The organism is Methylosinus sp., from assembly GCF_036560965.1.
Classification (GTDB): Bacteria; Pseudomonadota; Alphaproteobacteria; order Rhizobiales; family Beijerinckiaceae; genus Methylosinus.
On record NZ_DATBQF010000069.1, the window covers coordinates 95,469 to 119,976 of the forward strand.

A 24,508-nucleotide genomic window follows, 5' to 3' on the forward strand; every position below is an offset into this window, starting at 1 on the left:
ATGCGGGAATGTTTGGGAGAAGACATCGTATCCGCAGGCGTGGCAGACGCATCGGATGAACATGTGGTGCCTTTCGCTCGGTCAGGCGCGAATTTGATAGCCATGAGATCATTATGAGACTGTTGTGAGACTGTTGTGAGACTGTTGTGAGACAATTACAAGGATGCTGCCGAAGCAGTCTGGCGCTCCGATCACCGTCGGCGCGAGCGTCCAGCTGGTCCAAGAACGAAAGTCGAATTTCCCCCTCATAAAACCGCCGACGCCACAGCGCCGGCGGCTCCATCGAACACGGCCTCCCAAGGCCTCGTGACGCCCCCATGATCTCCGAACCGGAGAAAGCGGGGGCGAGGAGCGTTCCAGCGCTCCCCGCCGCGAGAGCTGACCTCGCATGACCAAGAACCGGCCGATTCCGGCCACCCCGCACCGCGCGCTGCGGCGGGGCAAGGGTGTCTTGCGCCATGCCGAAGATCAATGCAGTGGAGATGCGCGCGGTCGCGCTTCTCAAGCCTTTCCCCAGAAATGCCCGGACTCATAGCAAGGAGCAGGTCGAGCAGCTCGCCGCGGCCATTCGCGAGTTCGGCTTCACGGCGCCGATCCTGATTTCCCGTGATGGAGAGATCAGGGCCGGGCATGGACGTCTCCAGGCCGCGCAGTCGCTCGGAATGACAGAGGTCCCGACTCTCGTCGTCGGGGCGGATTGGTCGCCGGAGAAAGTCCGCGCTTATGTCATCGCGGATAATAAGCTCGCGCTGAACGCGGGCTGGGACTTCGATATCCTCGCCGCCGAGATCGGCGCGCTGCAGGAGCTCGACTTCGATATTGCGCTGACCGGCTTCTCGCTCGACGAGATCGTCGCCCTGCCTTTCGGGATCGGAGGGGACGGCGACGCGATCGGCGCGACGCCCGAGCGCGCGCCGCCGCGGCTCGGCAATTTGATCGAGCGCTTCGGAATTCCGCCGTTCTCCGTGCTGACGGCGCGGGAGGGATGGTGGCAGGATCGAAAGCGCGCCTGGTTGGCGCTCGGCATCGAAAGCGAGGTCGGGCGCGGCGAGAACTTGCTCAGGATGTCGGATACAGCCAACGAATTCATGGCGCCCAAGCAATCGCGCGGCAGACGCAAGCCCAATGCTGAGCCCGCCGGCGGCGGCGGTGGCGGGTGGAAAGCGATGAACGAGAAGATGGCGGCAAATCGCGCCAAGCTCCGTGACAGAAAGAGCGAGGACTGATGGCGAAGGGAAAAGCCAGATGCTTCGCCCCGGAACTGACGCGCGGGGAGCATGAGGTCGGAGAGAAGAGATCATCGCTCCCCGCGGGTCTCGTCTTTGGCGAGATCGAGAACTTCGACGGCGCCGGGCGCACGATCACCGGGACATCGATTTTCGATCCTGTCCTGTGCGAGCTCGCCTATCGCTGGTTCTGCCCGCCGGGCGGCCTCGTGCTCGATCCCTTCGCCGGGGGCTCGGTGCGCGGCATTGTCGCCAGCCGGCTCGGCCGGCGATATATCGGCGTCGATCTCAGGCCGGAGCAGCTCATCGCCAATCGCGCGCAGGCCGCGGTGATCTGCAATGGCTTTCCGACTCCGGAGTGGATCGCCGGCGATAGCCGAGCGGTCCTCCCGGGCCTCGAGGTCGAAGCGGACTTCGTGTTCTCATGCCCGCCCTATGGCGACCTCGAGGTCTATTCGGACCTCGCGGCCGACCTGTCGACGATGAAACATGAGGCCTTTTGCGAGGCCTATCGCGATATCATCGCGTCGTCGGTTCGGCTTCTCAAGCCGGATCGGTTCGCCTGCTTCGTCGTCGGCGATTTCCGCGGGCCGGACGGCTTCTATCGGGATTTTCCGGGCGAGACGATCCGCGCCTTTCGCGCCGCCGGCGCCGGTCTCTACAATGAAGCCGTTCTGGTCACCGCGATCGGCTCCCTTCCGATCCGCGCCGGCAAGCAATTCGCCGCGACACGGAAGCTCGGCAAGACTCACCAAAATGTCCTGGTCTTCTGCAAGGGCGACCCGCGCAAGGCGACCGAGGCCGTTGGGGAAGTTGCATTCGGCGAAGGAGGAGTCGGCGGCGAGACGCCGCATGCCTCCGCCGCCGACGAGTTCGGCGAGCTGCTCTAATGAATGGTAGTGAACGCCAATGAATGCCAGTGAACGGCCAATCATTCGCGAGCACGAGGGGATTGCCGTCGTCCGCGACGATCTGTTCTCGGGCGGCACGAAGGCGCGCTATCTGCCGGCGCTCTTTCACGACGCGGATGAGATCGTCTACGCGAGCCCGGCCGAAGGCGCGGCGCAAACGGCGCTCGCAATCACGGCGCGGCGCCTCGGCAAGCGTGCGACGATCTTCGTCGCCAAGCGCGCCCAGCCGCACGCCAGGGCGCTGATGGCGAAGCGCCACGGGGCGAAGGTCTATCAGGTGAGCCCCGGTTATCTGAGCGTCGTCTCGGCGCGAGCCCGCGCCTATGCCGAGAAGACAGGTTCACTGCTGGCTCCATTCGGTGTCGATCTCCCGGAGACGATTCAGACGATCGCCGCGGCCGCGCGCGCCTCGGGCGTGCAGCCGGATGAGGTCTGGTGCGCCGCAGGATCTGGAACGCTCGCCCGCGGCCTCGCCGCCGCATGGCCGAACGCTCGCCGGCATGTCGTGCAAGTGGGAAAGAAGCTCGAGGCCAATGACGTCGCCGGCGCGACCATTCATGTGGCCCAGCAGAAATTCGAGAAGGCCAGCAAGGCCGCTGTGCCATTCCCGAGCGACCCGCATTACGACGCCAAGGCGTGGGAGATATGCAAAGCCCGGCGCGGGGCCGGGCTCGTGCTGTTCTGGAATGTGACCTCGCCGGCAACCATCGATTAGGCGGCCGCTGCCGTCATGCGCGCCTCGAGCGCGAGGACGCAGAGATTCCGATATCGATCGAGCGCCTTGGGGCTGCTCGAAACCGGCTTGATGGCGTAAGCCTTGAGGCCTTCGATATCGCCGGCCTCCGCGAGCTTCGTCAGTTCGGCGAGCTTCCCACGAAACCGGGCGTGCGTCGCCGCGCTGAAATCGGGCGGCGTCGGAAGCGCGCCGGCCTGCGCGGCTGCGAGAATGGCCGCGCGCTTGCCGAGTTCCTTCGCCGTTGCGGGCTTGTCGATTTTGGCAAGGTTCGCCGCCTTGGCTGTCGCTTTGCCTTTCGGCCAGCTCTCCGCGTTCGCCGCCGCAATCGGATGTGAAGCGGGGGTGAGGTTTTCAATATTGACGGAGGCCATCTTCTCGGCTTGGCGCGTCATTTCCTTTGTCTGATCGGCGATCGCGGATACGCGAAGGGCGATCGCGACGGAAGATGCGCGGAGGCGCTTCAGGCCGGGGGTCTCTTCTGCGATCGCCTTCGCGGCGCCGGGGAAACGAGTCTCAGGCGGCCGACGAAACGCGAAGCCGCCTTCGACGCGTTCGATCTCGAAAGCGTCGCCGCATTCACGCTTAGCGGCGCGGCGGCAGTTCGAGCGATCGGTGAAAGGCTTGGAAAGGTCGTTGGCATTCATAGCTGCTCTCCTTTGCTGAAGTTCTGATGAACGCAGGACAGCGCAGAACGAATGCAGGAGCAACTCCGGTCTAATGCGACATCAAAAGAAACTCATCGATGGCTGCACGCAAACCACGACGACCTAGAAAGCCAGGTCGTCCAAGGCATACGCCTGACGCCAAGTCTCGCAAAATGGTCGAAGCGCTGGCGTCCTATGGAATTCCGCACATCGAAATCGGAACGGTTATCGGAATCGATCCGAAGACGCTGCGAAAGCATTACGGCCTGGAACTCGAGACTGCCGCGATCAAGGCGAACGCTATGGTCGCGCAGAGCCTCTTCGCCAAGGCGACATCGAAAGGGATCACCGGCCCGTCGGTCACCGCCGCGATCTTCTGGCTGAAGGTGCGCGCTGGGTGGAAAGAGACCACCATTCATGAACACGGCGGCAAGAACGGCGGCCCGATTGAATATTGCGATTTGTCGGCGCTGAGCGATGAAGAGCTCGACTTGCTCGAAAAGCTCCGCGCCAAGATTGCCCAGCCTGGAAGCGATCCGGGCGGAGAGAGCGCGTAGGGAGGCGCAAAGAGAAAGGGAAAGGATAGCGCGCAACGCTGACGCGATCCGGGCGCGGTGTCAATCGCTCGCCGGCTTCGTCCGCGAGGCATGGCCGATCCTCGAGCCGAACACACCGCTGGTCTGGAACTGGCACCTCGACGCGATCTGTGAGCATTTAGAGGCGATCACATTCGGGCAGATCACGCGTCTGCTTACAAACGTTCCGCCGGGCTCGTCGAAATCGCTGATCGTTTCGGTGTTATGGCAGGCCTGGGAATGGGGCCCGATCGGGAAGCGCTCGATGCGCTTCCTGACCACCGCTCATAACGACGTCCCGGTCAAACGCGACTCGCGCAAGTGCCGTGATCTGATCCTGTCGGAGTGGTATCGCAGTCTCTGGCCCGAGGTCGATCTCGTTCGCGCCGGCGAAATGTCGTTCGCGAATTCGAGCACCGGAACGCGCGAGGGCGTCGCCTTCGGTTCGCTGACATCGCAGCGCGGTGATCGTCTGATCATCGACGATCCGCATTCGACGACCAAAGTCGAAAGCGATGCCGAACGGACAGCGACGACGCGCAAATTTCGTGAGGGCGCGCTCAATCGCCTCAACGATCAGAAGCGCTCGGCGATCGTCGTCGTGATGCAGCGCCTGCATTCCGATGACATCTCCGGCACGATTCTGAAGCTCGGGATGGAATATGTCCATCTTTGCCTGCCGATGGAGTTCGAGAAAGAGAGGCGGTGCCGGACCTGCATCGGGTTCGAGGACCCGCGCACGAATGATGGCGACCTCCTCGATCCGGTCCGTTTCCCTCGTGAGGAAGTCGAGAAGCTCCAACGCGAGATGGGGTCCTATTCCTATGCTGGGCAGTATCAGCAGCGGCCGACCCCACGCGAAGGCGGGTTGTTCAAGCGCGCATGGTTCGATGGAAAGATCATCGGCGCGGCGCCGGAGCGAACCGTCTGGGTCCGACATTGGGACCTTGCGGCAACGAAGAAGAAGACGTCGGCGCGCACCGCCGGCGTGAAGCTGGGGAAAACTCCTGACGGCCGCTATGTCGTCGGCCATGTCGCCATGACGCAAGACGAAGGGAATGCCGTACGCAAGCTCATCAAGGCGACGGCGGAAATCGACGGAAAGGGCGTGATGATCAGCTTGCCGCAGGATCCTGGCCAAGCCGGCAAGGTCCAGAAGTCGGATTTCGTTGCGCAGCTCGCCGGCTGGGATGTTCGGGCCGAGCCAGAGACCGGCGACAAGGAGACGCGCGCCACGCCGTTCTCGGCGCAGTGCGAAGCCGGGAACGTCTATCTCGTCCGCGGCGCCTGGAACGACGATTATCTCGACGAGCTATGCCTGTTTCCAGGCGGCTCGTTCAAGGATCAGGTCGACGCTTCGTCGGGGGCATTCGGGCGCTTGGTGAAGCCGGCAAAGGGGCCCCCTGCCGTGTTCGGAACATACGGGAGTCAAGGTTGAGCGACGACAAAGAACCGGACTCTCGCTCTTCGGATTTCGAAGAGATGCAGTGCTACTGGCGCAAGGTCGACGCGCTCTTGGGCGGCGCCGACGCAATGCGCAAAGCCAGCGCTTATCTGCCGAAGTTCCCGAACGAGACCGACGCAGATTACAAGTTCCGTCTTTCCAATGCGAAATTCACCAACATCTTCGGCGATATCGTCGAGACGCTGGCTTCGAAGCCGTTCGGAACAGAGATCACTATCACCGGCGCCAGCGCGCGCGTCGAGTCATTCGTCGAGGATATTGACGGGCACGGCTCGCATCTGCATCAATTCGCGGCGCAGTCGTTCTATGCCGGTCTCGCCTATGCGCTGGACTGGATTTTCGTCGACTACACCAAGAATGTTCCGCCGGGCGCCACGGTAGCGCAAGAGGCCGCGCTCGGCGCGCGCCCCTATTGGGTGCACATCCCGGCGCAACAAATGATTGCCGTCTATTCCGAAATGATCGGCGGCGTAGAGACGATCGTTCATGCGCGCATCGCGGAATGTTCCATTCAGCGCGACGGCTGGGGAGAGAAGAAGCGCGAGTTTGTCCGTGTCCTGGACCGTAAGGTCACGCGCGATGACCTCGACAACGCGATATCCGCCGCGCCGGCGATATGGGAGCTTTGGGAGGAGATCGAGCCGCAGAACGGGCAGGACAAAGAAACATGGGTGCGCCGCGACCGCGGCTCGATCAGCATCGGCGTTATCCCGATCGTCCCTTTCATCGCGGGGCGCCGCATCGGCTCTTCCTGGCGCCTCAAGCCCGTTCTGAAAGACGCAGCGGAACTGCAAATCGAGCATTTCCAGCAAGAGAGCGCCCTCAAATATGCGCGCGAGGTAACTGCTTTTCCGATGCTCGCGGGCAACGGAGTGACGCCGGCCGAGGACGCGACTGGAAATCCGAAGCCGGTTCCGGTTGGGCCGAAGACAGTCCTCTACGCGCCGATGGATTCCGATGGCAACCACGGTGAGTGGAAGTTCATCGAGCCAAGCGCCGAGTCGCTGCGATTTCTCGCCGACGAAGTGAAGGCAACGGAAGAAGCGCTCCGGGAGCTCGGGCGCCAGCCTCTCACGGCGCAGAGCGGCAACATCACGGTGGTGACGGCTGCCTTTGCCGGAGACAAGGCGATCAGCGTCATCGAAGCGCTGAAACTGAACTTCAAGAACGCGCTCGAAAACGCGCTCGCTTTGACCGCGAAGTGGGTAGGCGAGACGGACTCGATCGAAGTCGAGATGTCGTCGGACGACTCGCTCGATCTTCGCGCTGATGATGGCAGCGCCGATCTCGTCGAGATGCGCAAGAACAACGACCTCTCCCAAGAGACGCTATGGAGCGAGTTCAAGCGTCGCGGAAAGCTCTCCTCGAATTTCGACGCGGAAAAGGAGCGCCAACTCCTTCTCGACGAAGCTCCTGGCGATCCGACAGCGGCGGAAGCAGATGCGGCGGCCGGAAACAATCCTGGCCCCGCAATCCCGGCCAGCAGCGGATCGCCGCCGGCGCCCGGCGCGGATGCGCCATAGAACGGCTCGGATGGGCCAGAGGTAGCACATGAAGCTCAAAACGATCGAGAAAGACGGCGTGACCTATGCGGAGGTCAAGGAGGGAAAGCCGGTCTATGTGAACGACGATGGCTCCGAAGCCGCCGTCGATCTCCCGGGCACCGCGGCGACGATCTCGCGCCTCAACGGCGAGGCGAAGACTCATCGCGAGGCGAAGGAATCCGCGCTCGAGAAGCTGAAAGCGTTCGAAGGGATCGACCCCGCCGCCGCGCGCGACGCGCTCGACAAGCTCGCGAACATCGACGCGAAAAAGCTCATCGACGCCGGCGAGGTCGAGAAGGTCAAGGAGGGCATTTCGCGAGCCCTCGAGGGCAAGATGGCCGAGGCGAAAAAGGCATATGAGCAGACGATCGCCGAGGAGCGCGCGAAGAGCGAAAAGCTCGAATCCTCCTTACATGCGGAAAAGATCGGCGGCGCCTTCGCGCGCTCACAGTTCATCAAGGACAAGCTCGTCATTCCACCCGACTTGGTTCAGGCCCGATTCGGGAAGAACTTCAAGCTCGAGGATGGAAAGGTCATCGCCTACGATGACGCGGGGCAGCAGATCTATTCTCCCGCGCGCCCCGGGCAGCTGGCCGACTTCGACGAGGCGCTTTCCTCAATCGTCGGCTCCTACCCGCAGAAGGATCACATCCTCAAGGGCTCCGGAGCCAGCGGCACGGGAGCGCGCCAGAGCGCCGGCAACGGCGGCAATGGCGCGAAGACGATACGGCGCGCCGAATTCTTCGCACTCTCGCCCGCCGACCAAGCCTCGAAGATCAAGAGCGGGCACACCGTCGTCGATGAATGAATTCGAGCCGACTCTCGGATGAGGGAAGGCGTTCGGGCCGGATGGCTCACCTCGAATGGCGGGCCATCCGCCGGCTGATCCAAACTCTAAAGGAGTCCTGATATGGGGACGCTTACCCTCACCAATCTCATCACTCCGATCATGAACGCGATGGACGTTGTCTCTCGCGAGCTGGTCGGCTTCATTCCCGCCGTTTCCCGAGACTCGTCTGCGGAGCGCGCGGCAGTCGGCCAGATGGTCACGTCGCCGGTCGTCGGCGCGATGGCCGCTGAGGATCTGACCCCCGCCGCCTATGCGGCGGATACGCCGAACCAGACCATCGGCAATGTGCAGATGACGATCACTAAATCCCGTTCGGTTCCGTTCGGAATCACGGGTGAGGAGACCCGTGGCCTGCAAAATTCCGGCACCATCGGGACGATCACTCAGGATCGAATCGCGCAGGCGCTGCGCACGCTCACCAATGAGGTCGAGAACGACATCGCGGCGCTGCACGTCTATGCCAGCCGCGCCTATGGCACCTATAATTCGACCCCGTTCGGCACGGCGGGCGACCTCTCCGACTTCGCGCAGTCGAGGCGCATTCTCGACGATAACGGCGTCCCGCAGAGCGACCTGCATATGGTGCTCGGCTCCACCGCCGTCGCCAATATCCGCGGCAAACAGTCCGGCCTCTTCAAGGTCAACGAAGCCGGCACGGATCAGCTTCTGCGCTTCGGCGTGCTCGGCGATGTGGAGGGCTTCGCGCTCCACAACTCGGGAAAGGTGAAAAAGGCAGTCACCGCGGGCACGAACAATGGCGCGGCGACGACCGATACGGCGGGCTATGCCGTCGGGGCGACGGCGATCGGTCTCGCCGCGGCCGGCACCGGCACGTTCATCGGTGGCGATATCATCGGCTTCGCCGGGGACACCAACAAATATTTGGTCGTTTCCGGCGACACCGATGTGTCGAATGGCGGCTCGATCACCATCGCCGAACCGGGTCTCCAGCAGGCGATCCCGGCCGCGGCCACCGTCATCACCACGATCGGCGCGACCACCCGCAATATGTTCTTCCATCGCTCGGCGATCCAGCTCGCGACTCGCGCGCCGGCGATGCCCGATGGTGGAGACGCGGCCGAGGACGTGATGACGATGACCGATCCCGTTTCGGGCATCGCCTACGAGTTCGCGGTCTACAAACAGAAGCGCCAGCAGCGCTTCGAGGTCAATCTGGCCTGGGGCGTGAAGATGGTCGCGCCTCGCCACTCCGGCGTGCTGATCGGCGCGTAAGGCCGGGACATGGCCGATGGCGCTTGGCGCCGTCGGCCGATTTCGAGGAGCTCACATGATTCCCACAATTCGCGTGAAGCCTTGGTCGAAGGATCAGGGGCTGTTCGTGGTCCTCAATGAGGAGGATTTCGATCCGCAGCGGCACGAGCTTTATGTCGACGAGGCCAGCGCTGCCGTGCAGGCGGTCGAGAAGGCTCGCGCCGAGGCCGAGCGCCTGGCTACGGAAGAGGAAGCGCAGCGCAAGGCCGCCGAGGAAGAAGTCGCTCGTCAGGCGGCGTCCATAGCCGCACTCGTCGCGCAACAGGCTCTCGACATCGGCGCTCAGGCCGCTCCAGCGCAGGAGCAGAGCACGGGACCCGTGGCCGTCGAAACGACGACCGCTCCGGAACAGCCGATCGCCGGGACGGAAACGGCCCCTGCATCGGCTCCAGAGCCTGGCACGCCTGATCTCACCGTCGCCAAAGGCCCCCGCGGTCTCTTTTTCCTGAAGGCCGGCGATACGATCGTCTCGAAGGGATTCCCAACCGAGGAAGAAGCTGCGGCCGCGGTCGCCGAACTCTCCAGTGGAGGCGCGCAGTGACCGTTTTCATCAGCTTCGCAGAGCCCCGCGGAATGGGTTCTATCCATGCGCCGGGCATTGGTCAGGTCAGGGCTCGCGAATCGCTGACTATCCCGGCTTCCACCACGGCCACTTTCGCAAATGGTGAGGTCGCGATCGTGGTCAATGGCGAGTCGACTGCTGTCGCTATCGCCTTCGGGACAACGCCGGATGCTGCTGCGACGGCCGCGAGCGCTGCCACCACGGCAGGCGTCGTCATTGCCGCGGGCGGTTGGCTTCCGATCGTCGGCAAGGTCGGCGACAAAATCAACGCGAAGTCGATCTCGTAAGACAGCCGAAGATGCTCGGGATCGGGATGAATATTTCCTCCGCAAACCTATCTAAGAAAGGGAATGCGGCGTTCGACCCGCTAACGGCTACGCCGATAGCCGTGTGGGATATCCGCGTCCTCTCGTCCTTATGGCAGGATGCAGCCGGGACGATCCCGGTGACGGCCGATAGCGATCCGGTCGGCCGCGTCGATGATCTCTCCGGCTCTGGCAACTATCTCTACCAAACCACAGCGGCCTCGCGGCCGACCTTCCACACCGCCGGGGGCCTCTTCTGGCTCGCCTACGATGGCGTCGACGACCAGCTTCTTCATTCGATCGCCGTGGCCGGCGCATTCGCCGCAGCGGTCGAAATCGCGTCGCTCAAGTCCAGCTATACCGGCCTCTTTGCAACTGGCGCGATGATGATGCTGGCCAAGACGGGGGCGGGATCAGGCGGGAAATGGGGGACCCATACCGGCGTGGTCGACGCGCCTGCTGGGTCCGCGCTCTCTGTCGCCGATCGATGCGTGCTCATGATGGACGGAGCCGCGAGCGGCGCGTTCTATCGGAACGACGTCGCGGATGGCTCCTATTCCGCGACAAATGGTCAATCACCAGCTCACCTCGGCGGCTTCAACCCCGTCCAGGCAACCGGCATGAAATTCTTCGGCGGGATTTTCAAAGCAGGTTCGTTCGGCGCAAACCGCTCGCCGGTAAACAAATGGCTCGGCAGGGCGGCCGGCCTTAGCCTGTAGGAGGCAACACTGAGTGCCATGGGCAACGTCATAGATCTTCGACCGGAGAAGTGCGAGGAAATCGACGGCCCGCATCTGGCCGGGACGTTCGTTTGCGGCGCTTGCGAGCATGAATGGGTGGGCGTCGCTCCGGTGGGCACGACACATATGGAATGTCCGAAATGCGGGCGCGATTGGGGCGCTCCGAAGCACGCCATAGAACCCGAAATGCATTGGCGCTGCCGATGCGGCGAGTTCCTGTTCTGGCTGACGCCGAAGGGCGCGCAGTGCCGGCGCTGCGGCGTCATCTCGAGCAACTGGGCGGATTGACCAATGCTGACCGTTGAAACCGGCTCCGGTCTGCCCGGCGCCGATGCTCTCGCCTCGGTCGCCAATTGCGATGCCTATCACGCGGCGCGTGGGAATGCCGCCTGGACCGGCGCGGATGCCGACAAAGAGGCCGCGATCCGGCGCGCTACAGCGTATTTGTCGCGCTCGGTGACATGGGCGGGCCTCCGGACCCATGGGCGCGCTCAGGCGCTCGCGTGGCCCCGTGCCAGTTGCACCGATCTCGAGGGCTATGGGATCAGGAGCGACGAAATCCCGATCGAGATCGTGAGCGCATGCGCGGAGCTCGCGCTCATCGAACTCGAGACGCCGAATGCGCTCGCTCCGGTGATCGTCCCGTCGGAAGCGATCAAGCGCGAGGTTATCGGGCAGATCGAGACCGAATACGCAAACCCGCTAGCCGGGGCCGAGGAGCATCGCGCCGTATCGGCAATGGTCCGCGATCTCATCGCGCCGTTTGTCTGCCGGGGCGGCGGTTCGCCGATCGTCGGAACCTCGTATCGCGTATGAGCGCCTTCGACTATTCGCGCCCACGCGCCACGGCCGAGCGGCTCATCAAGCGCTACGGACAGAGGGCGCAACTGCGCCGATCGACAAGCTCGGGTCCGGAGTTCGATCCAATTGTGAGCACCGCCGATCACGCCTGCCGAATTGTCGTTCTGTCGTACGAGGATAAGCAGATCGATGGGACCCGCATTAAGGCGAGCGACAAGCTCGTCTACCTCTCGACCGAAGACATGACGATCGAGCCCTCGGAGTCCGACGCGCTCGTCATCGGCGGCGTCACGCATGAAATCGTGGACGTGAAGCCGCTGTCGCCGGCTGGCGTCGTCGTGTTCTATGAGGTCCAGGCGCGCCGATGAAGAAGCGCGACGACGCCGATCGCGTGATCTGGTGCGATCGCGGTTTCTTCCCCGTCCACTACGGTTTCTGCCCGTCAGAATCGGCATGGAAACGCGAGATGACGCGCCTCGGCGGCAGAGGCGAGCCCTATCCGATTCTCGATGCGAGTGCGACCACCTGTCGTAATAAGAAATCCAGAGATGTCGCGGTCATTGTCTGCATCGCCGAGCGACATGATGCAATGTCCGCTGTGGCGATCATGGCGATGATCGCGCACGAAGCTGCCCATGTCTGGCAAGAAATCCGCAAGGAAATGGGCGAGGAAACCCCATCGCCGGAATTCGAAGCTTACGCCCTGCAGGACATCATTCTGCAGCTCGGCGCCGCCTATGTGCAGTCACGCGGCCCGAAGTGGGCGCGATTGGCGAAGAAGTAGGGGATTGTCGAGTGCCGATAATCAACAAATATCTCCTAGACAACGCCCAAAATACTCTCCTCGCGTCAACCGACGACTTCTTGGTCGCTCCAGAATGGGTGTCTATCATGACGATGAACGCACAATTTCGCACGTCTCTATCCATGTCTCAATGGGTGCCGGCGGTGCTCGGCGCCGCGCCTGTATGGAGCGGCTCGTTCGAGCAGATCATCAATCTGACCGCCGGCAATAGCACGGGCCAAGTGGACGTCGGCTATGCCGCTGAGCGCACGGTCGCGAGCGCGACCAATGACGATATCGACCTCTCCGGCGTGCTGACCGACGTATTCGGGAATCCGGTCACGATGGCGAAGCTGGTCGCCCTGCTCATCATCAACAAGCAACGCGATGGAACACCGAACACGACGAATCTCACGCCCGGCGGCGGCACGAACACGATTCCTGGGTTCTCGAGCGCGCTTTGGCCGATCGGGCCGGGCGGCATCTTCAAGATAGTTTCGCCGGCCATTGCCGGCCTCGCGACGGTGACCGCCAATACTGGCGACATTCTGCGCATCGCCAATTCCGCCGGCGCGCAAGCGAAATATCAAATCGTTTTGCTCGGTAGAAGCAGCTAATAGGCGAGCCACCGCGATCCAATGGCGACAAACCGCGATTTGATCGAGGCGCTGCTCGAGAAATTCGAGCCGCGCGTCCGCCAGGCGTTTCTCGACGCCATCGCGCGCATCGCCGATAAAGTGTCGATCAAAGCGCTCGAGGACAGGCTGCGCGCCGACGATATCGAAGGGGCGATCCGGGCCATCGGTCTCGATCCGAACGATTTCTCAGGGCTCCGCAATGCGATTGTCGACGCCTATGGCGCCGGCGGCGCAGCGGTTACGGAGACGATTCCAGCAGCGCGCGGGAGCGACGGCGCGCTCATCAAGGTGCTCTTCGACATCCGCTCGCCGCGCGCCGAGGTATGGGCGCGGGACAAGTCGTCGGGACTCGTCACCGAGATTGTCGACGATCAGCGGAACATGATCCGGGAGAACATGCGCGCCGGTCTCGAGTCGGGCCGCAACCCGCGCGAGACCGCGCTCGATGTCGTCGGCAGGATCGATGCGCGAACAGGCAAGCGCAGCGGCGGTGTCATCGGGCTCACCAGCGGGCAAGACGCCTGGCAGCGCCGCTACGCCGCCGAGCTGGCCTCAACCGATCCCGCCGAGCTGCGCAAGGCGCTCGGGCGCGGGCTCCGCGACAAGCGCTTCGACGCCGCCGTGCTGCGCGCGATCAAAGACGGAAAGCCGATCCCGGCCGAGACCCGAGCGAAGATGCTCACCGCGTACCGGAATCGCTCTCTGAAATATCGCGCCGACACGATCTCGCGAACCGAGACCATCCGCGCGCTCGGGGCGGCGAAGTCCGAAGCCTATGAGCAGGCGATCGACAAGGGACAGGTCAAGGAACAGGACCTGCTCAAATTCCCGATTTCGGCTCATGACGAGCGTGTCCGGGAAACGCACCGCGAAGTCGAGCAGATGAACCGCAAAGGCGTCCCCTGGCGCCAGCCTTATCAGGTTCCTGCCGGCATGGCTTCACAGATGCACGCGCCGTACGACGAGCCGCAATGCCGCTGCCGCGAAGAGGTGAAGATCAACTATACGCGGGGGCTGCGCTGATGGCCGAGAAGACATTCGCCGCCGAAGTGGAAGCATGGGTCCGCGAGACCAAGGAGCGCATTGAGGCGGTCTTTCATATAGCTGCCGAAGACCTCGCCGAGGAAGTTGTCGCGAAATCGCCCGTCGACACGGGCTTTCTTCGGCACAGCTTCCAGGCCAGCGGCTCGCAGATGCCAGTGATCCGCGCCGATGCGAAGCCGGCTGAAGGCGCGAAATACGCGGTCGACTCCGGACCGATAAATCTCGTCATTTCGAACGTCCCGCTCGGAGAGACGATCTATCTCGGTTTCGTCGCCGCTTATGCGCTCCGCCTCGAATATGGCTTCGTCGGGCAGGATTCGCTTGGCCGAAACTACAATCAGTCCGGCGTCGGCATGGTCCGCCTCGCCGCGCAGAACTGGCCGTGGATCGTCGCCGAAGCTACGGCTCGCGCGAAGGCGGCGGTTCTGTCGAATGAGCGCCGCGATCAATCTCCTTGAACATTACCAACATGCAGCCGCCGACGAATAGCTCGACGGCGCGCAACGTCTTCTCACCGAGTTCCGTCTTTCCTCGCCGGTCGCCGATCTTCTCGAGCAGTCGGACGAAGATCGCGTGGATTTCGCCGTCGCTCATCGGGGGCAAGTCATCGTCATGCTGCATGGACGTAGGGTAGCAGAATGACCGACGCGCCGGAAGCCGCCATCCCTGCATTGCTTTTCAGCCACTTATCCGCGCTTTCGCTCGCGCCTACGCTGCCGATCGCATGGCCGGACGTGCCTTTCGCGCCGACGATCGGGGAGGCGTTTCTCGCGGTCGACTATCTCCCGAACCGCAGCACGGACCCGTTCCTCGCATTTGATGATGGCACGCTCTACCACGGCCTGTTGCAGGTCGCTGTCGTGACGCCGCGCGGCTCTGGCGCTATCAGCGCGGCGCGCATCGCCGCCGCCATCGCGGATCACTTCGACGCCGGAACAACGCTCCGGCCCGACGATCAAAGCTTCGCTCTGAAGATCGACGCGCGCCCGAGAATCGGCGGACCGATCCAAGAGGAAAAGTGGACCCGAACGCCCGTGACGGTCGCGTGGCGGGCATTCGTCTAACTCTGCAACGAAAAGGAAAGCGATATGTCGAAGCCCGAAACCATGAAGGGCGCGAAGCTCTATATCTGCGCCACCCCTCAGAGCGGAACGCTCGACCAATCCGCCTTCGTCGCGCTGACCTGGGTGCAAATCCACAAGGTCGGAAAGGTCGGCGGCGTCTCGACGACGACGAACGTCGTCAAATACGACACGCTCGATACCGACGTGTCGCAGAAGGACAAGGGCATTACGAACGGCGGCGATTGGAGCCTGGAGCTCGCTTACATCTATGACGATGCCGGTCAGGTCGCGCTGCGCGCGGCGGCCGTCCCGCAAAACAAACAGGAATATGCGTTCAAGCTCGAATACGCGGACGCCCCGAGCGCCGGCTATTCGAACACGATCATTTACAACAAGGGGATTGTCACTGGACCGGAGCGTCCTGGCTCCGGCGTCGAAGACTTCATTCTCGAGACGTTTTCGCTCGGGATGAACCAGCTGAATATTCAAGTTCTGCCGACGCTCTGATGCCGGCGTCGTCCTAAGGCGATTCCTCGAAAGGAAAATACATGGATCTCGGAACGATCTTCAACCATGAAACGACATATCCGCTCGAGCTACGTCATCCGCTGTCCGGAGAGCTGACGGGAGTGACATGGCGGATCAAGTCGCCGCACTCCGAGTCGGTGAAGGCAGCCGTCCGGAAACTGCTCGACGATGAGACCGAACAGGCGGTCATTACCGCCACGCCGCTGAAGGTGGCCACGTTGGAAAAGCGCAATGCGGCGATCTTGGCGGCGCATGTTGCCAGCTGGGATTGGGGCGGCCACACGTTCCATGGCAGTGTGCCGGAATTCTCGCCGGAAAAGGTCGCGGAAATCTTGCTTTCCGAGAGCTGGATTTACGATCAGGTCGCGAAGGCGAAGGGCAAGATCGGAAATTTTACCGCGGGCTGACGAAGGAACTCGTCGGCTTCGTCGCTCTCGTCGTCCGCTATGAGACGCCCGACGGCAATGGGGAAACGCGCCGGAAGCGCAATGAACGCTTCGACATGGCCGAGGCAAATCCCGAAATATCGGCTCCGCAGCGTGGGGCGCATATCCTCGAATGGTTTTGGGATGCGTCCGATACACGGCGATGCGAGCAGGGTTCCCCGCAGCGATTGACTCCTGTCGAATGGGCGGCATGGGCGGCGCTAACGGGATTCGTCGTAACCCGCGACGAACTCATGATCCTTCGAAAGATCGACGCTGCGTTTGTCGAGGCGTTTTCCGAAGAGCGCGCCGCGCAGATCGCACGCGGCGCCAAACAGGAAGGTGATGACGGATGACCGACCTCGCCCATCTCGGGCTCGCTATCGACTCGTCGCAGGCCGAGCAAGGAACGCTCGCGCTCGACAAGTTGGCGGCGTCCGCCAAGAAGGTGGAGCAGTCGGCGGGCCAAATGGGCGCGGCTGTCGCCACGGCGGGAAAGCAGGCGGCCGACGCGACATCGAAAATCAGCGACGGTGCGAAGAAAGCGGAGAAGGACACCGAGAAGCTCGGCGATGCGCTCGACGACGCCGGCAAGAAAGCATCCTCCGCAGCGGCCGAGACTGAAAAGGCCGGCGCCAAGCTCGGATCGGCTCTTTCGAAGGGCGCGCGCGAGTCGACGGCGGCGGTCTCTGCGCTCAGCGATGCTGCGGGCCAGGTCGGCATCGACATCACCGGCGCGGCAAGGGCGACGGAGGCGGCTACGGCCCACGTGGGCGCCGCGATCGGGAAGCAGCGCGATGAGCTCGGGCGCTATGCCGCCGGCGCCGGCGGCGCGCTTGGGGACGCGATCGGCGCAGCGACCGGCGGCGGCCGCGGCAATCCGCTGAAGCCTTCGACGGACGGCGCCAACGACAACGCCAAGGCCGTCGGCCTCGCCCGTTATGAATGGATCAATCTGAGCCGGCAATTCCAGGACGTCGGCGTCCAGCTCGCCGGCGGGCAATCTCCTCTCCTGATTCTTGCCGAGCAGGGCTCGCAGATCGCCGATGTGTTCTCGTCGAGCAGCAGCGGCGCCGGGGCTGCGCTGCGCGATTTTGGTGCGACGGCGCTGCGCATCGCGACGAGCCCCATTACGCTGCTGACCGTCGGGCTCGGAGCAGCTGCGCTCGCTGCCTATCAGTTCGCCCAACAGCAAACCGCGCTGGAACGGTCCCTGAACGGTGTCGGGCGGCTCTCCGGCGCGACTGCGGCCGATCTGAGCGCTGCGGCAATGGCGTCGGCGCGCGGCGGCGGCCTCTCATACGGACAGGCCGCCGGCGCTGCGGCGCAATTCGCTGGCGCCGGGATCGGAGCTGAGAATATCCCGACACTTTTGTCGAGCGCACAGCGCTTCGCACATGCGTTCGGAACTGACCTGCAGGGTGCGCAGGACGAAATCACTCAGATCGTCGGCGGCGAAGGCCTCGGCGCGATGGAGAAGCGCTTCGGCCCGATTTCATTCGGCGCCAAGGAAATGGTCCGATCTCTCGAGGCGAGCGGCCGCTACGCCGAAGCGACGGCGCTGAAGACGCGCATGCTCGACGACGAAACGAGAAAGGCCAAAGATACGGCATCGGAGTTGTCGAAGGCTTGGGAAGGCGTCGTCAGATGGGCGACGACGCCCATGTTCGGCCTCGGCGGGAAGATCAATGCAGCGATCCATGGACCGTCCATCGAGCAACAGCTCGCGGCCGCCCGCGGTGAATATTTCAATCTGCGCGCCCAACGGCGCGGGGACGCCTCTTCCTATCCCGGCGAGGCGGCGGCGGAACAGCGCGTCCGCCAATTGGAGCAGCAGCTCCAGGAAGATCGCGCGCGGCCGGCGCGGGAGCGCCGCGACCTCGAACTGAATCGGCTCTCTGATCGCGCCGGCTCCATCATCGATGCGGCGTCTCCGGATATCGGTCAGCTGCGCGGCCTGCGGGAATCCCGCGATGCGCTGCAAAAGCTGCTCGGCTCGGATGATGGTCTCGCCAAGCTCGGCAATCGGGCCGATGAAGCGCGCCACACCCTCGCCAATCTCGAAAATCAGATCGCAACATGGCGCAGCGCGACGGATCGTATGCGCGAGGACTCAGCGCTCCAGGTCCGCGAGATCACGGCGCAGACCTATGCGCAGCGCGAGGCAGTCGCAATGGAGCGCGCGCGCATCAATGTGTTGCGGGAGACCGGCGACGCCTCGCGGGCCGCGGTCGCGGCGGAAGCCGAGCGCGCGCGCATGATCGCGGAGTCGACGAAAAAGGTCGAGGATCTGGCACGGTCATCACGCGACAATCTTTCGCTCGCCTACTCGTCGAACCCGCTCGAGCGGCGTCTGAAGGAAATCGACATCCAGCAACGCGATTTCAACCGCGAGAACCTGCCGAACGCGGCCGCGGCCCCGATGACGCGAGAATTCGACACCACGGCTATGTCGGCGCGCAACCTGACCAGCGCATTCGATAGTCTCGCGGCAAAGGTCAGTGGAGCAGCCGGCTCGGCCAATGGTTCGAATGTCGTGAATTTCACGCCACGCGGCAACCTGAGCGCCGCCGATCCGCGCGGGATGTCCGGCTATATCCGCGAGCGCGCCGGAGCCTATGGGATAGATCCGGACACGGCGCTGCGCGTCGCGCGATCGGAAGGGTTGGGGAATTTCTACGGCGACAACAATACATCGTTCGGCGCGATGCAGCTCCACATCGGCGGCGGCGTCGGAGATGAGTTTCGCCGGGCGACCGGCCTGGACCCGAGCGATCCGGCGAACGAGCGCGCCACGATCGATTATGCGCTGAAGATCGCCGCGCAGCGCGGTTGGGGGCCCTGGCATGGCGCGCAGCGCGTCGGCATCGGTGAATGGCAGGGAATCAATCGTTCGGGAACGGCGAACGATAATCTATCGACGCGCGCCAGCGGCGCATTCGGCGATCAGCGAGAGGCGGCGCAATATGAAGCGCGCATCAAGCCGCAAGAGGATTTCGCAAAATCGATCATTGCTGGAAATGATGCGCTGCGCGTGCGTATCGATACGCTCGGCATGGATCAGCGCGCGATCGACGAATCGACGAAACGCCAGGAACTCATGAACGACGCGATCCGGCAGACCGGAAACATTCTGCCGGAACAGCAAAAATGGATCGAGGCGAATGCGGCAGCCTGGGCCGATTATCAGCAGAAGGTGCGCGACGCCGATCGGGCGCAGAAGCGCTCGATCGAAGATCGGGACGCCATTCGCGGAACTTTCACCGATTCCCTGGGCGGCGGATTGAAAGCGCTCGCGCATGGCCAGGATGTCGGCGCCGCTCTCGAAAAATCGATGTCATCGGCCATGGATCGCATGATCGACATGCAGGTGTCGCGGCTCAGTGAGGGCCTGCTCGGGCAGACCGGGACGAGCGAGGGCGGGCTGCTCGGCGGCCTTTTCAAGTCGCTCGGCCTCGGCGGCAATCAGACGACGGCGAACATGAATGTCCAGGCGGGCGTCGTCACCGTCAACGGCGGAATGGGCGCGGGGGCCGGAGCTGGCGGCGGTGGACTGATCGGCAGCGCCGTCAGCTGGCTTGGCAGTCTCTTCAACCCCGGCCACAATGCCGGCGGAACCGACAACTGGCCCGGCGGCTGGTCGTGGGTCGGCGAGAATGGCCCCGAGCTGCGCAATCTTCCGCGCGGCTCCAAGGTCATGACGAACGCCGCCTCGGTCGATTACGCCCGCAACATGGCCCGCTTCGCCTCGTCCGCCGGCGGCGCAGGGTCCAGCCAGTCGGCGCTCGGCTCGCATCCGCCGACGCAGGTGTCTTTCGTCAATGCGCCGAGCGGCGCCAGCGTCGACGTCAAAGAGAAGCGCCGCTCGGATGGCGGCGTCTCGCTCGAGGTGACCTTCGACAAAATGCTCAAAAAAGCCGCCGCAAATGGCGCGCTCGAAGGCTTCGGCGTCCGCCGGCCGATGAAGGCGCGGTAACGGAGAATGGCTGTCCTGATATGGCCGTCCGACTTGCCGCCCTTTGTCCTGCGCGACGGCTATGCCGAGACGCTCGACGATGGCCGCAAGAAGATCGAAACGGACTCCGGCTTCGATTTCCTGCGACTGGAGTCTCCGGGCTTCGAGCAGGTTGCCGCGAGCATTTATGTCCCGCAAGAACGCGTCCCGCGCTTCAAGCGGTTCTGGAAAGTGGAGACCAAAAAAGGAACGCGGCCCTTCGTCGTCTCCGATCAGCTGCTCGATGGGAAGATGATCCTCGACGCGTCCGGCGAGCCGATCCTCATAGACGACGCGCCTTTGCTGGTCGTCGCCAAATGGCTGGCCCGCTTCGCGCCCGATCAGGCGCCTCGCATCGAGCCGCACGGGGTCCGCTTTCAAATCTCCATGCAGCTCGAAATCTTGCCGCTGGGATAAGTCGACATGCGCTATCTCACATTCCCGATGCGCGAGGCCTTGCAGGCGGAGGCGACCGACGAGGCCGCCGTGCTACTGGCGACGATTACGCACCCCGATCTCGCCGAGCCGATCCATCTGTCGAGCCATGGGCTGACGACGCTGTCGATCGATCCCTTCGTGATGGGCGTGCGCAGCCGTGGCGTCGACTATCTCCACCTCGTCAAGAGCTATGCGCTGCCGGATGACCCGGAGACTGGCGCGCCGAGCGGGCAGATCGTGCTCGCCGATATCAACGGAGACCTCGCGCGCAGCGCGCTCCTACTGATCGCCTATCCGACGATCGATTTCGAGATCGTGCTCGCCTCGACGCCCGACCTCGTCGAAGACGCGTTTACCGATGAGATCGAGGTGGCTTCGGCGACATGGGAGGGCGGCGCGCTGACCCTCGAATTGCAGGCGATCGACTATGACGAGCCGATCCCGGCGCATCGGATCAGCCGTCGCTACGCGCCGGGGCTCTACAAATGATCGCCTCGCATTGGACCGACGCCTATATCGGCATCCCCTACGCGCCGCAGGGCTCGACGATCGCCTCCGCCGATTGCTGGGGGCTCGTACGCCTGGTCTATCGCGAATGCCTCGGGCTGGCCCTGCCCTCCTATGCCGAGAACTATGCGACGGCGGAGGAGACCGCGGAGATCGCCGCGCTCATCGCCGGCGCGCGCGACGTCGGGCCATGGGCCCCCATCGAGCCGGGATGCGAGGGCGTCTATGACGTCGCGCTGTTTCGCGGCGCCTCGCGGCTCGCCAGCCATGTGGGAATCGTGACCGCGCCCGGAACCGTCCTGCACCAGATGCTCGGCGGACGCTCGGCCCTGACCTCCTATCGCGAGGGTCACTGGAAACACCGTCTCATCGGTTTCCAGCGCCATGCAGCGCTGCGGCGAGATTGACGCTATGGAGGCTGCTTCGCACCCGATCGCGCGCATAGGCGAGCCGGCGCCGTCCGGCGTCATAGCCATCGCCATGCCCTGGGTCGATTACGAGCGTCGCGAGACGCGCGTCTATCCGCAGGGCGTCACGGTCGGGCAGATGATCGCGGAGATGATCCCGGCGGAGCTGCTCGTCGCCGAACGGGGCTCGATCCGCGTCATTGCCGCCGGCCACCTCGTCCCGATCGAGGAATGGGAGAGCTTCCAGCCGGCGCCGGGAGCGGTGACGATCCGCGTCATTCCCGGCAAGCCGTCGCTGCTTCGATCGGTGCTGTTGCTGTCGGCGACGATCGCGGCGACGGCCGCCGGGCAATTCTACCTCACTCCGGAGCTCACCGGCCTCGCCGCGGGAAGCCTCGGCCTGCGGGCGCTGCAAGCCGGCGCGACGCTGGCGCTGACAACCGGCGCGAGCTTTCTGGTTAACGCGCTCGTCCCGACGCGCCCGACACAGTCGAACTCGGGCGCCGCGAACAGCCCGACCTATGCGATCTCGGGATGGGGCAATCCGGTCCCGTCGGACAAATCGCCCTTTCCGATGCTGCTCGGGCAAATCCGGGTCGCGCTGCCGCATATCGCCCTGCCCTATCGCAAGGTGGTCAACGGCGAAAACCATGGGATTTCGCGTTATGTGGCCGGCTACGCGCCACTCACGCTCTCGGAGCCGCGCATCGGCTCCACCCCGCTCGAAAAATATAAGGAGATCACGCTAGAGCTGCGGGAAGGCTATCCGGCCGACGCTCCGATCACGATCTATCCGACGCAGGTCCTCGAGGAAAATGTTTCCGTCGAACTGACACAGGGCCACGCCGACAATTTCGGGGCGGATTCCCGATATTCGGCGGCGGCGGCGAGCAAGGTCCAACTCGATGTGACCTTTCCGGGCGGCCTCATCGCCTATTCCGAGCAGCAAGTCGGCGAAACGACCGTATCGTCCCAAGGCGCATGGGGCGTGACCTTCGGGCTCGAGGCCCGCCTCGAAAGCAGCGGCACATGGACCGCGCTCGGGACATGGACGGTCTCGGGGATGCAGCAGCGCACACTGGTCGGAACCTATGACTGGACGCCGCCGACGCGAGGCCGCTATGAAATTCGGCTGCGACGAAACGACCTCGATTGGGATCGCGTCGATCAGTCGCCCTATACATGGAAAATCATCTCGATCTCGCAATGGACCGCGATCCGCAGCTTTCGGCCCGAGGTTCCCGTCCATTTTCCGTATCCGCTGGCGCAGGCGGCGATCGACGCGCGGGCGACCGAACAGCTCAACGGCTCGATCGAAGATTTCAGCATCGTCGGCTACTGCGTCTGCCCGGATTGGGATCAGGCGACGCAGACATGGATTACGCGCGAGACGCGCAATCCCGCCTCGCTGTTTCGCTACGTGCTCCAGCACAACGCCTTCGTGCGGCGCGTCGCGGATGCGAAGATCGATCTCGAGCGGCTGCAATATTGGCATGGCAGATGCGTCGCTCTCGGGCTCACCTATGATCGCTATCATGATTTCATCTCGCCTCTGAGCGAGGTGCTGGCCGATATCGCCGCGGCCGGGCGCGCCAAGCCGATCCGCCGCGCCGGGAAATTCTCGGTCGCGATCGATGAGATCGGCAAGCCGGTCACGGCCTGGATCGGCCCGCGCAATTCGCGCAATTTTTCGTCCAAGCAAACCTTCGTCCGCCCGCCTGACGCGTTTCGGATCACGTTCAAGGACCGCACCAATAATTACGAGGATGCGGAGCGGCTGGTCCCGCGCCCCGGCCTCGTCGGCGATCCAATCGAGATCGAGGAGCTGTCGCTGCCGGGCTACACCGATCCGACAGCGATCTATATCGAAGGCACGAAGCGACTTCTCGAAATCGAATATCGCCGTGTCGAATATGCCGCCTCGCAGAGCTATGAGGTGCTGACGGCCGAGCGGCTCGATCGCGTCCAGCTCTCGCATTACATCTTCAATGCGGCGCAGAAACAGGCGCGCGTCATGACCGCGATCGGCAGCGTCGTGACGCTGGACGATTTCGTCGAGATGGAAGACGGCGTGATCTATATCGTGATCTTCCGCCGCCCGCCGGCGACCGAGGATGAGCCGGATGTGGGGCTGGAGCGCGCGGTGGTCACTGTCGCGGGCCAGTCGATGACCTTGCTGCTCGACGATGACGGCGCTCTGCCCGAGCCGGGCGATCTCGCGATCTTCGGGCCGGCGTCCCTGGTCGCGATCGATGCGGTTGTGAAGGAGATCACGCGCGGCGACGGGATGGAGCGCAATCTGACCTTCGTCGATTACGCCCCGCAGATATTCGAGACCGCCGACAGCATCGAGGTCCCCGGTTGGAATGGCGCGGTCGGCGAGGATATCGAGACCGCGCCCGCGGATACGGTCGCGCCCTCTGTCCCGACGATCGCGACGGTGTGGTCGACGGCGATCTCTCCGCAGAGCGGGACGTCATTGCTGTTCGTGCAACTCGCCTTCGGCGCCGGCGGCGGCACGGTCGATCATTTCGAGCTCGACCATCGTTTGCAGGGCGCGGGCTCCTGGACGACGCTCTCGCTCGGCGCGGGCTCGACGTCGACGATCATCGACAGCTACGTCGGGCAGGATATTGTCGAGCTGCGCGCCCGCGCGATCGGCCCCGGCGGAACGTCGGCCTATTCCGCGACGACGACGCATACGGTCGCCGGGACCGATCCGACGCCGATGCATGTGACGAGCTTCGCAGTGGCGCAGCTCAATACGACGACATGGGAATATACATTCGCGCTGGACGCGCAGCCGGTCGGTACCGGCGTGCGGATCAAATATCGCACCGGCCACTATACCGCTTGGGCCGATCTGACCTCGCAGTTTTCGGGCGTCATCACGTCGAGCCCCTATGATTCCGCGACACCGGCGATTGTCACCGCGACCGAATATTCATTCGGCGCCGTCGCCATCAATTCGAGCGGGCAGGAAAGCGGCACGCCGATCATCGTCCATGTGACGACGGCTTAACGCTTACCACCGCCTAAAAATCACCA

The 24,508-nt window shown here is 63.7% G+C and carries 29 protein-coding genes; 26 read left to right on the forward strand and 3 right to left on the reverse strand.

The window, feature by feature from the left end; genetic code table 11:
• Positions 1-458: 458 nt before the first annotated feature.
• The 3 genes from VIF40_RS18095 to VIF40_RS18105 are packed head-to-tail and all read left to right on the forward strand — an operon-like array spanning position 459 to position 2,852.
• Positions 459-1,226 carry a ParB/Srx family N-terminal domain-containing protein gene (locus tag VIF40_RS18095; RefSeq protein WP_331938909.1) on the forward strand — a complete coding sequence of 256 codons (768 nt, stop codon included), beginning with the start codon at positions 459-461 and terminating at the stop codon, positions 1,224-1,226.
• Positions 1,226-2,116 (forward strand): class I SAM-dependent methyltransferase, encoded by an 891-nt coding sequence (locus tag VIF40_RS18100; RefSeq protein WP_331938910.1) that lies wholly within the window; start codon positions 1,226-1,228, stop codon positions 2,114-2,116. Before VIF40_RS18095 ends, VIF40_RS18100 begins: the two co-directional genes overlap by 1 nt.
• A 19-nt stretch (positions 2,117-2,135) precedes the next feature.
• Positions 2,136-2,852, forward strand: a complete 717-nt coding sequence (locus VIF40_RS18105; RefSeq protein ID WP_331938911.1) for a pyridoxal-phosphate dependent enzyme — start codon at positions 2,136-2,138, stop codon at positions 2,850-2,852.
• On the opposite strand, the gene VIF40_RS18110 is transcribed toward VIF40_RS18105, so the two are convergent.
• Complete coding sequence (locus VIF40_RS18110) at positions 2,849-3,580, reverse strand: hypothetical protein (protein ID WP_331938912.1); 732 nt, start codon at positions 3,578-3,580, stop codon at positions 2,849-2,851. The two genes, VIF40_RS18105 and VIF40_RS18110, sit on opposite strands and share 4 nt — an antisense overlap.
• A gap of 110 nt (positions 3,581-3,690) precedes the next feature.
• Here VIF40_RS18110 and VIF40_RS18115 point away from each other — a divergent pair, with 110 nt between their 5' ends.
• The 14 genes from VIF40_RS18115 (at position 3,691) to VIF40_RS18180 (ending at position 14,076) form a co-directional block, all read left to right on the forward strand.
• A complete protein-coding gene (locus VIF40_RS18115; protein WP_331938913.1) occupies positions 3,691-4,074 on the forward strand; it encodes a hypothetical protein in 384 nt (127 codons plus the stop codon).
• Positions 4,034-5,530, forward strand: coding sequence for a phage terminase large subunit (terL, locus tag VIF40_RS18120; RefSeq protein ID WP_331938914.1), 1,497 nt, complete (start codon positions 4,034-4,036; stop codon positions 5,528-5,530). The genes VIF40_RS18115 and terL overlap by 41 nt, the downstream gene beginning before the upstream one ends.
• Positions 5,527-7,080, forward strand: coding sequence for a DUF4055 domain-containing protein (locus VIF40_RS18125; protein WP_331938915.1), 1,554 nt, complete (start codon positions 5,527-5,529; stop codon positions 7,078-7,080). Before terL ends, VIF40_RS18125 begins: the two co-directional genes overlap by 4 nt.
• Positions 7,081-7,108: 28 nt before the next feature.
• A complete protein-coding gene (locus VIF40_RS18130) occupies positions 7,109-7,909 on the forward strand; it encodes a DUF6651 domain-containing protein (protein ID WP_331938916.1) in 801 nt (266 codons plus the stop codon).
• 141 nt (positions 7,910-8,050) lie between these two features.
• Positions 8,051-9,184 carry a P22 phage major capsid protein family protein gene (locus VIF40_RS18135; protein WP_331938917.1) on the forward strand — a complete coding sequence of 378 codons (1,134 nt, stop codon included), beginning with the start codon at positions 8,051-8,053 and terminating at the stop codon, positions 9,182-9,184.
• 16 nt (positions 9,185-9,200) lie between these two features.
• Entirely contained in the window at positions 9,201-9,764 is a 564-nt protein-coding gene (locus VIF40_RS18140) for a hypothetical protein (RefSeq protein ID WP_331938918.1), read from the forward strand.
• Complete coding sequence (locus tag VIF40_RS18145; RefSeq protein ID WP_331938919.1) at positions 9,761-10,072, forward strand: hypothetical protein; 312 nt, start codon at positions 9,761-9,763, stop codon at positions 10,070-10,072. The genes VIF40_RS18140 and VIF40_RS18145 overlap by 4 nt, the downstream gene beginning before the upstream one ends.
• Before the next feature lie 11 nt (positions 10,073-10,083).
• On the forward strand, positions 10,084-10,809 hold the full coding sequence (locus VIF40_RS18150; RefSeq protein ID WP_331938920.1) for a hypothetical protein: 726 nt from the start codon (positions 10,084-10,086) through the stop codon (positions 10,807-10,809).
• 18 nt (positions 10,810-10,827) lie between these two features.
• The gene (locus tag VIF40_RS18155) at positions 10,828-11,118 is read left to right on the forward strand and encodes a hypothetical protein (protein WP_331938921.1); all 291 of its coding nucleotides are present in this window, start codon (positions 10,828-10,830) and stop codon (positions 11,116-11,118) included.
• 3 nt (positions 11,119-11,121) lie between these two features.
• Positions 11,122-11,646 carry a DnaT-like ssDNA-binding protein gene (locus VIF40_RS18160; protein WP_331938922.1) on the forward strand — a complete coding sequence of 175 codons (525 nt, stop codon included), beginning with the start codon at positions 11,122-11,124 and terminating at the stop codon, positions 11,644-11,646.
• The gene (locus VIF40_RS18165; protein WP_331938923.1) at positions 11,643-11,999 is read left to right on the forward strand and encodes a hypothetical protein; all 357 of its coding nucleotides are present in this window, start codon (positions 11,643-11,645) and stop codon (positions 11,997-11,999) included. The genes VIF40_RS18160 and VIF40_RS18165 overlap by 4 nt, the downstream gene beginning before the upstream one ends.
• Positions 11,996-12,415: a hypothetical protein gene (locus tag VIF40_RS18170; RefSeq protein WP_331938924.1), complete on the forward strand. Its 420-nt coding sequence runs from the start codon at positions 11,996-11,998 to the stop codon at positions 12,413-12,415. Before VIF40_RS18165 ends, VIF40_RS18170 begins: the two co-directional genes overlap by 4 nt.
• Positions 12,416-12,426: 11 nt before the next feature.
• Complete coding sequence (locus tag VIF40_RS18175) at positions 12,427-13,032, forward strand: hypothetical protein (protein WP_331938925.1); 606 nt, start codon at positions 12,427-12,429, stop codon at positions 13,030-13,032.
• 120 nt (positions 13,033-13,152) lie between these two features.
• A complete protein-coding gene (locus tag VIF40_RS18180; protein WP_331938926.1) occupies positions 13,153-14,076 on the forward strand; it encodes a head morphogenesis protein in 924 nt (307 codons plus the stop codon).
• On the opposite strand, the gene VIF40_RS18185 is transcribed toward VIF40_RS18180, so the two are convergent.
• Positions 14,055-14,546 (reverse strand): hypothetical protein, encoded by a 492-nt coding sequence (locus tag VIF40_RS18185; protein WP_331938927.1) that lies wholly within the window; start codon positions 14,544-14,546, stop codon positions 14,055-14,057. The two genes, VIF40_RS18180 and VIF40_RS18185, sit on opposite strands and share 22 nt — an antisense overlap.
• On the reverse strand, positions 14,497-14,691 hold the full coding sequence (locus tag VIF40_RS18190; RefSeq protein ID WP_331938928.1) for a hypothetical protein: 195 nt from the start codon (positions 14,689-14,691) through the stop codon (positions 14,497-14,499). The genes VIF40_RS18185 and VIF40_RS18190 overlap by 50 nt, the downstream gene beginning before the upstream one ends.
• Before the next feature lie 44 nt (positions 14,692-14,735).
• Here VIF40_RS18190 and VIF40_RS18195 point away from each other — a divergent pair, with 44 nt between their 5' ends.
• The 9 genes from VIF40_RS18195 to gpJ all read left to right on the forward strand — a co-directional run bounded on the left by VIF40_RS18195 (position 14,736) and on the right by gpJ (position 24,482).
• Positions 14,736-15,161, forward strand: a complete 426-nt coding sequence (locus VIF40_RS18195) for a phage tail terminator-like protein (protein ID WP_331938929.1) — start codon at positions 14,736-14,738, stop codon at positions 15,159-15,161.
• A gap of 24 nt (positions 15,162-15,185) precedes the next feature.
• On the forward strand, positions 15,186-15,668 hold the full coding sequence (locus VIF40_RS18200) for a hypothetical protein (RefSeq protein ID WP_331938930.1): 483 nt from the start codon (positions 15,186-15,188) through the stop codon (positions 15,666-15,668).
• A gap of 41 nt (positions 15,669-15,709) precedes the next feature.
• Positions 15,710-16,096, forward strand: a complete 387-nt coding sequence (locus VIF40_RS18205) for a hypothetical protein (protein ID WP_331938931.1) — start codon at positions 15,710-15,712, stop codon at positions 16,094-16,096.
• Positions 16,097-16,191: 95 nt separating this feature from the next.
• The gene (locus VIF40_RS18210; protein WP_331938932.1) at positions 16,192-16,470 is read left to right on the forward strand and encodes a hypothetical protein; all 279 of its coding nucleotides are present in this window, start codon (positions 16,192-16,194) and stop codon (positions 16,468-16,470) included.
• A complete protein-coding gene (locus tag VIF40_RS18215) occupies positions 16,467-20,090 on the forward strand; it encodes a phage tail length tape measure family protein (protein WP_331938933.1) in 3,624 nt (1,207 codons plus the stop codon). Before VIF40_RS18210 ends, VIF40_RS18215 begins: the two co-directional genes overlap by 4 nt.
• A 6-nt stretch (positions 20,091-20,096) precedes the next feature.
• Entirely contained in the window at positions 20,097-20,525 is a 429-nt protein-coding gene (locus VIF40_RS18220) for a hypothetical protein (protein WP_331938934.1), read from the forward strand.
• A 6-nt stretch (positions 20,526-20,531) separates the two neighbouring features.
• Positions 20,532-21,035: a hypothetical protein gene (locus VIF40_RS18225; RefSeq protein ID WP_331938935.1), complete on the forward strand. Its 504-nt coding sequence runs from the start codon at positions 20,532-20,534 to the stop codon at positions 21,033-21,035.
• A complete protein-coding gene (locus VIF40_RS18230) occupies positions 21,032-21,460 on the forward strand; it encodes a C40 family peptidase (RefSeq protein ID WP_331938936.1) in 429 nt (142 codons plus the stop codon). Before VIF40_RS18225 ends, VIF40_RS18230 begins: the two co-directional genes overlap by 4 nt.
• A gap of 4 nt (positions 21,461-21,464) precedes the next feature.
• The gene (gpJ, locus tag VIF40_RS18235) at positions 21,465-24,482 is read left to right on the forward strand and encodes a TipJ family phage tail tip protein (RefSeq protein ID WP_331938937.1); all 3,018 of its coding nucleotides are present in this window, start codon (positions 21,465-21,467) and stop codon (positions 24,480-24,482) included.
• The last annotated feature ends 26 nt before the right edge of the window (positions 24,483-24,508 follow it).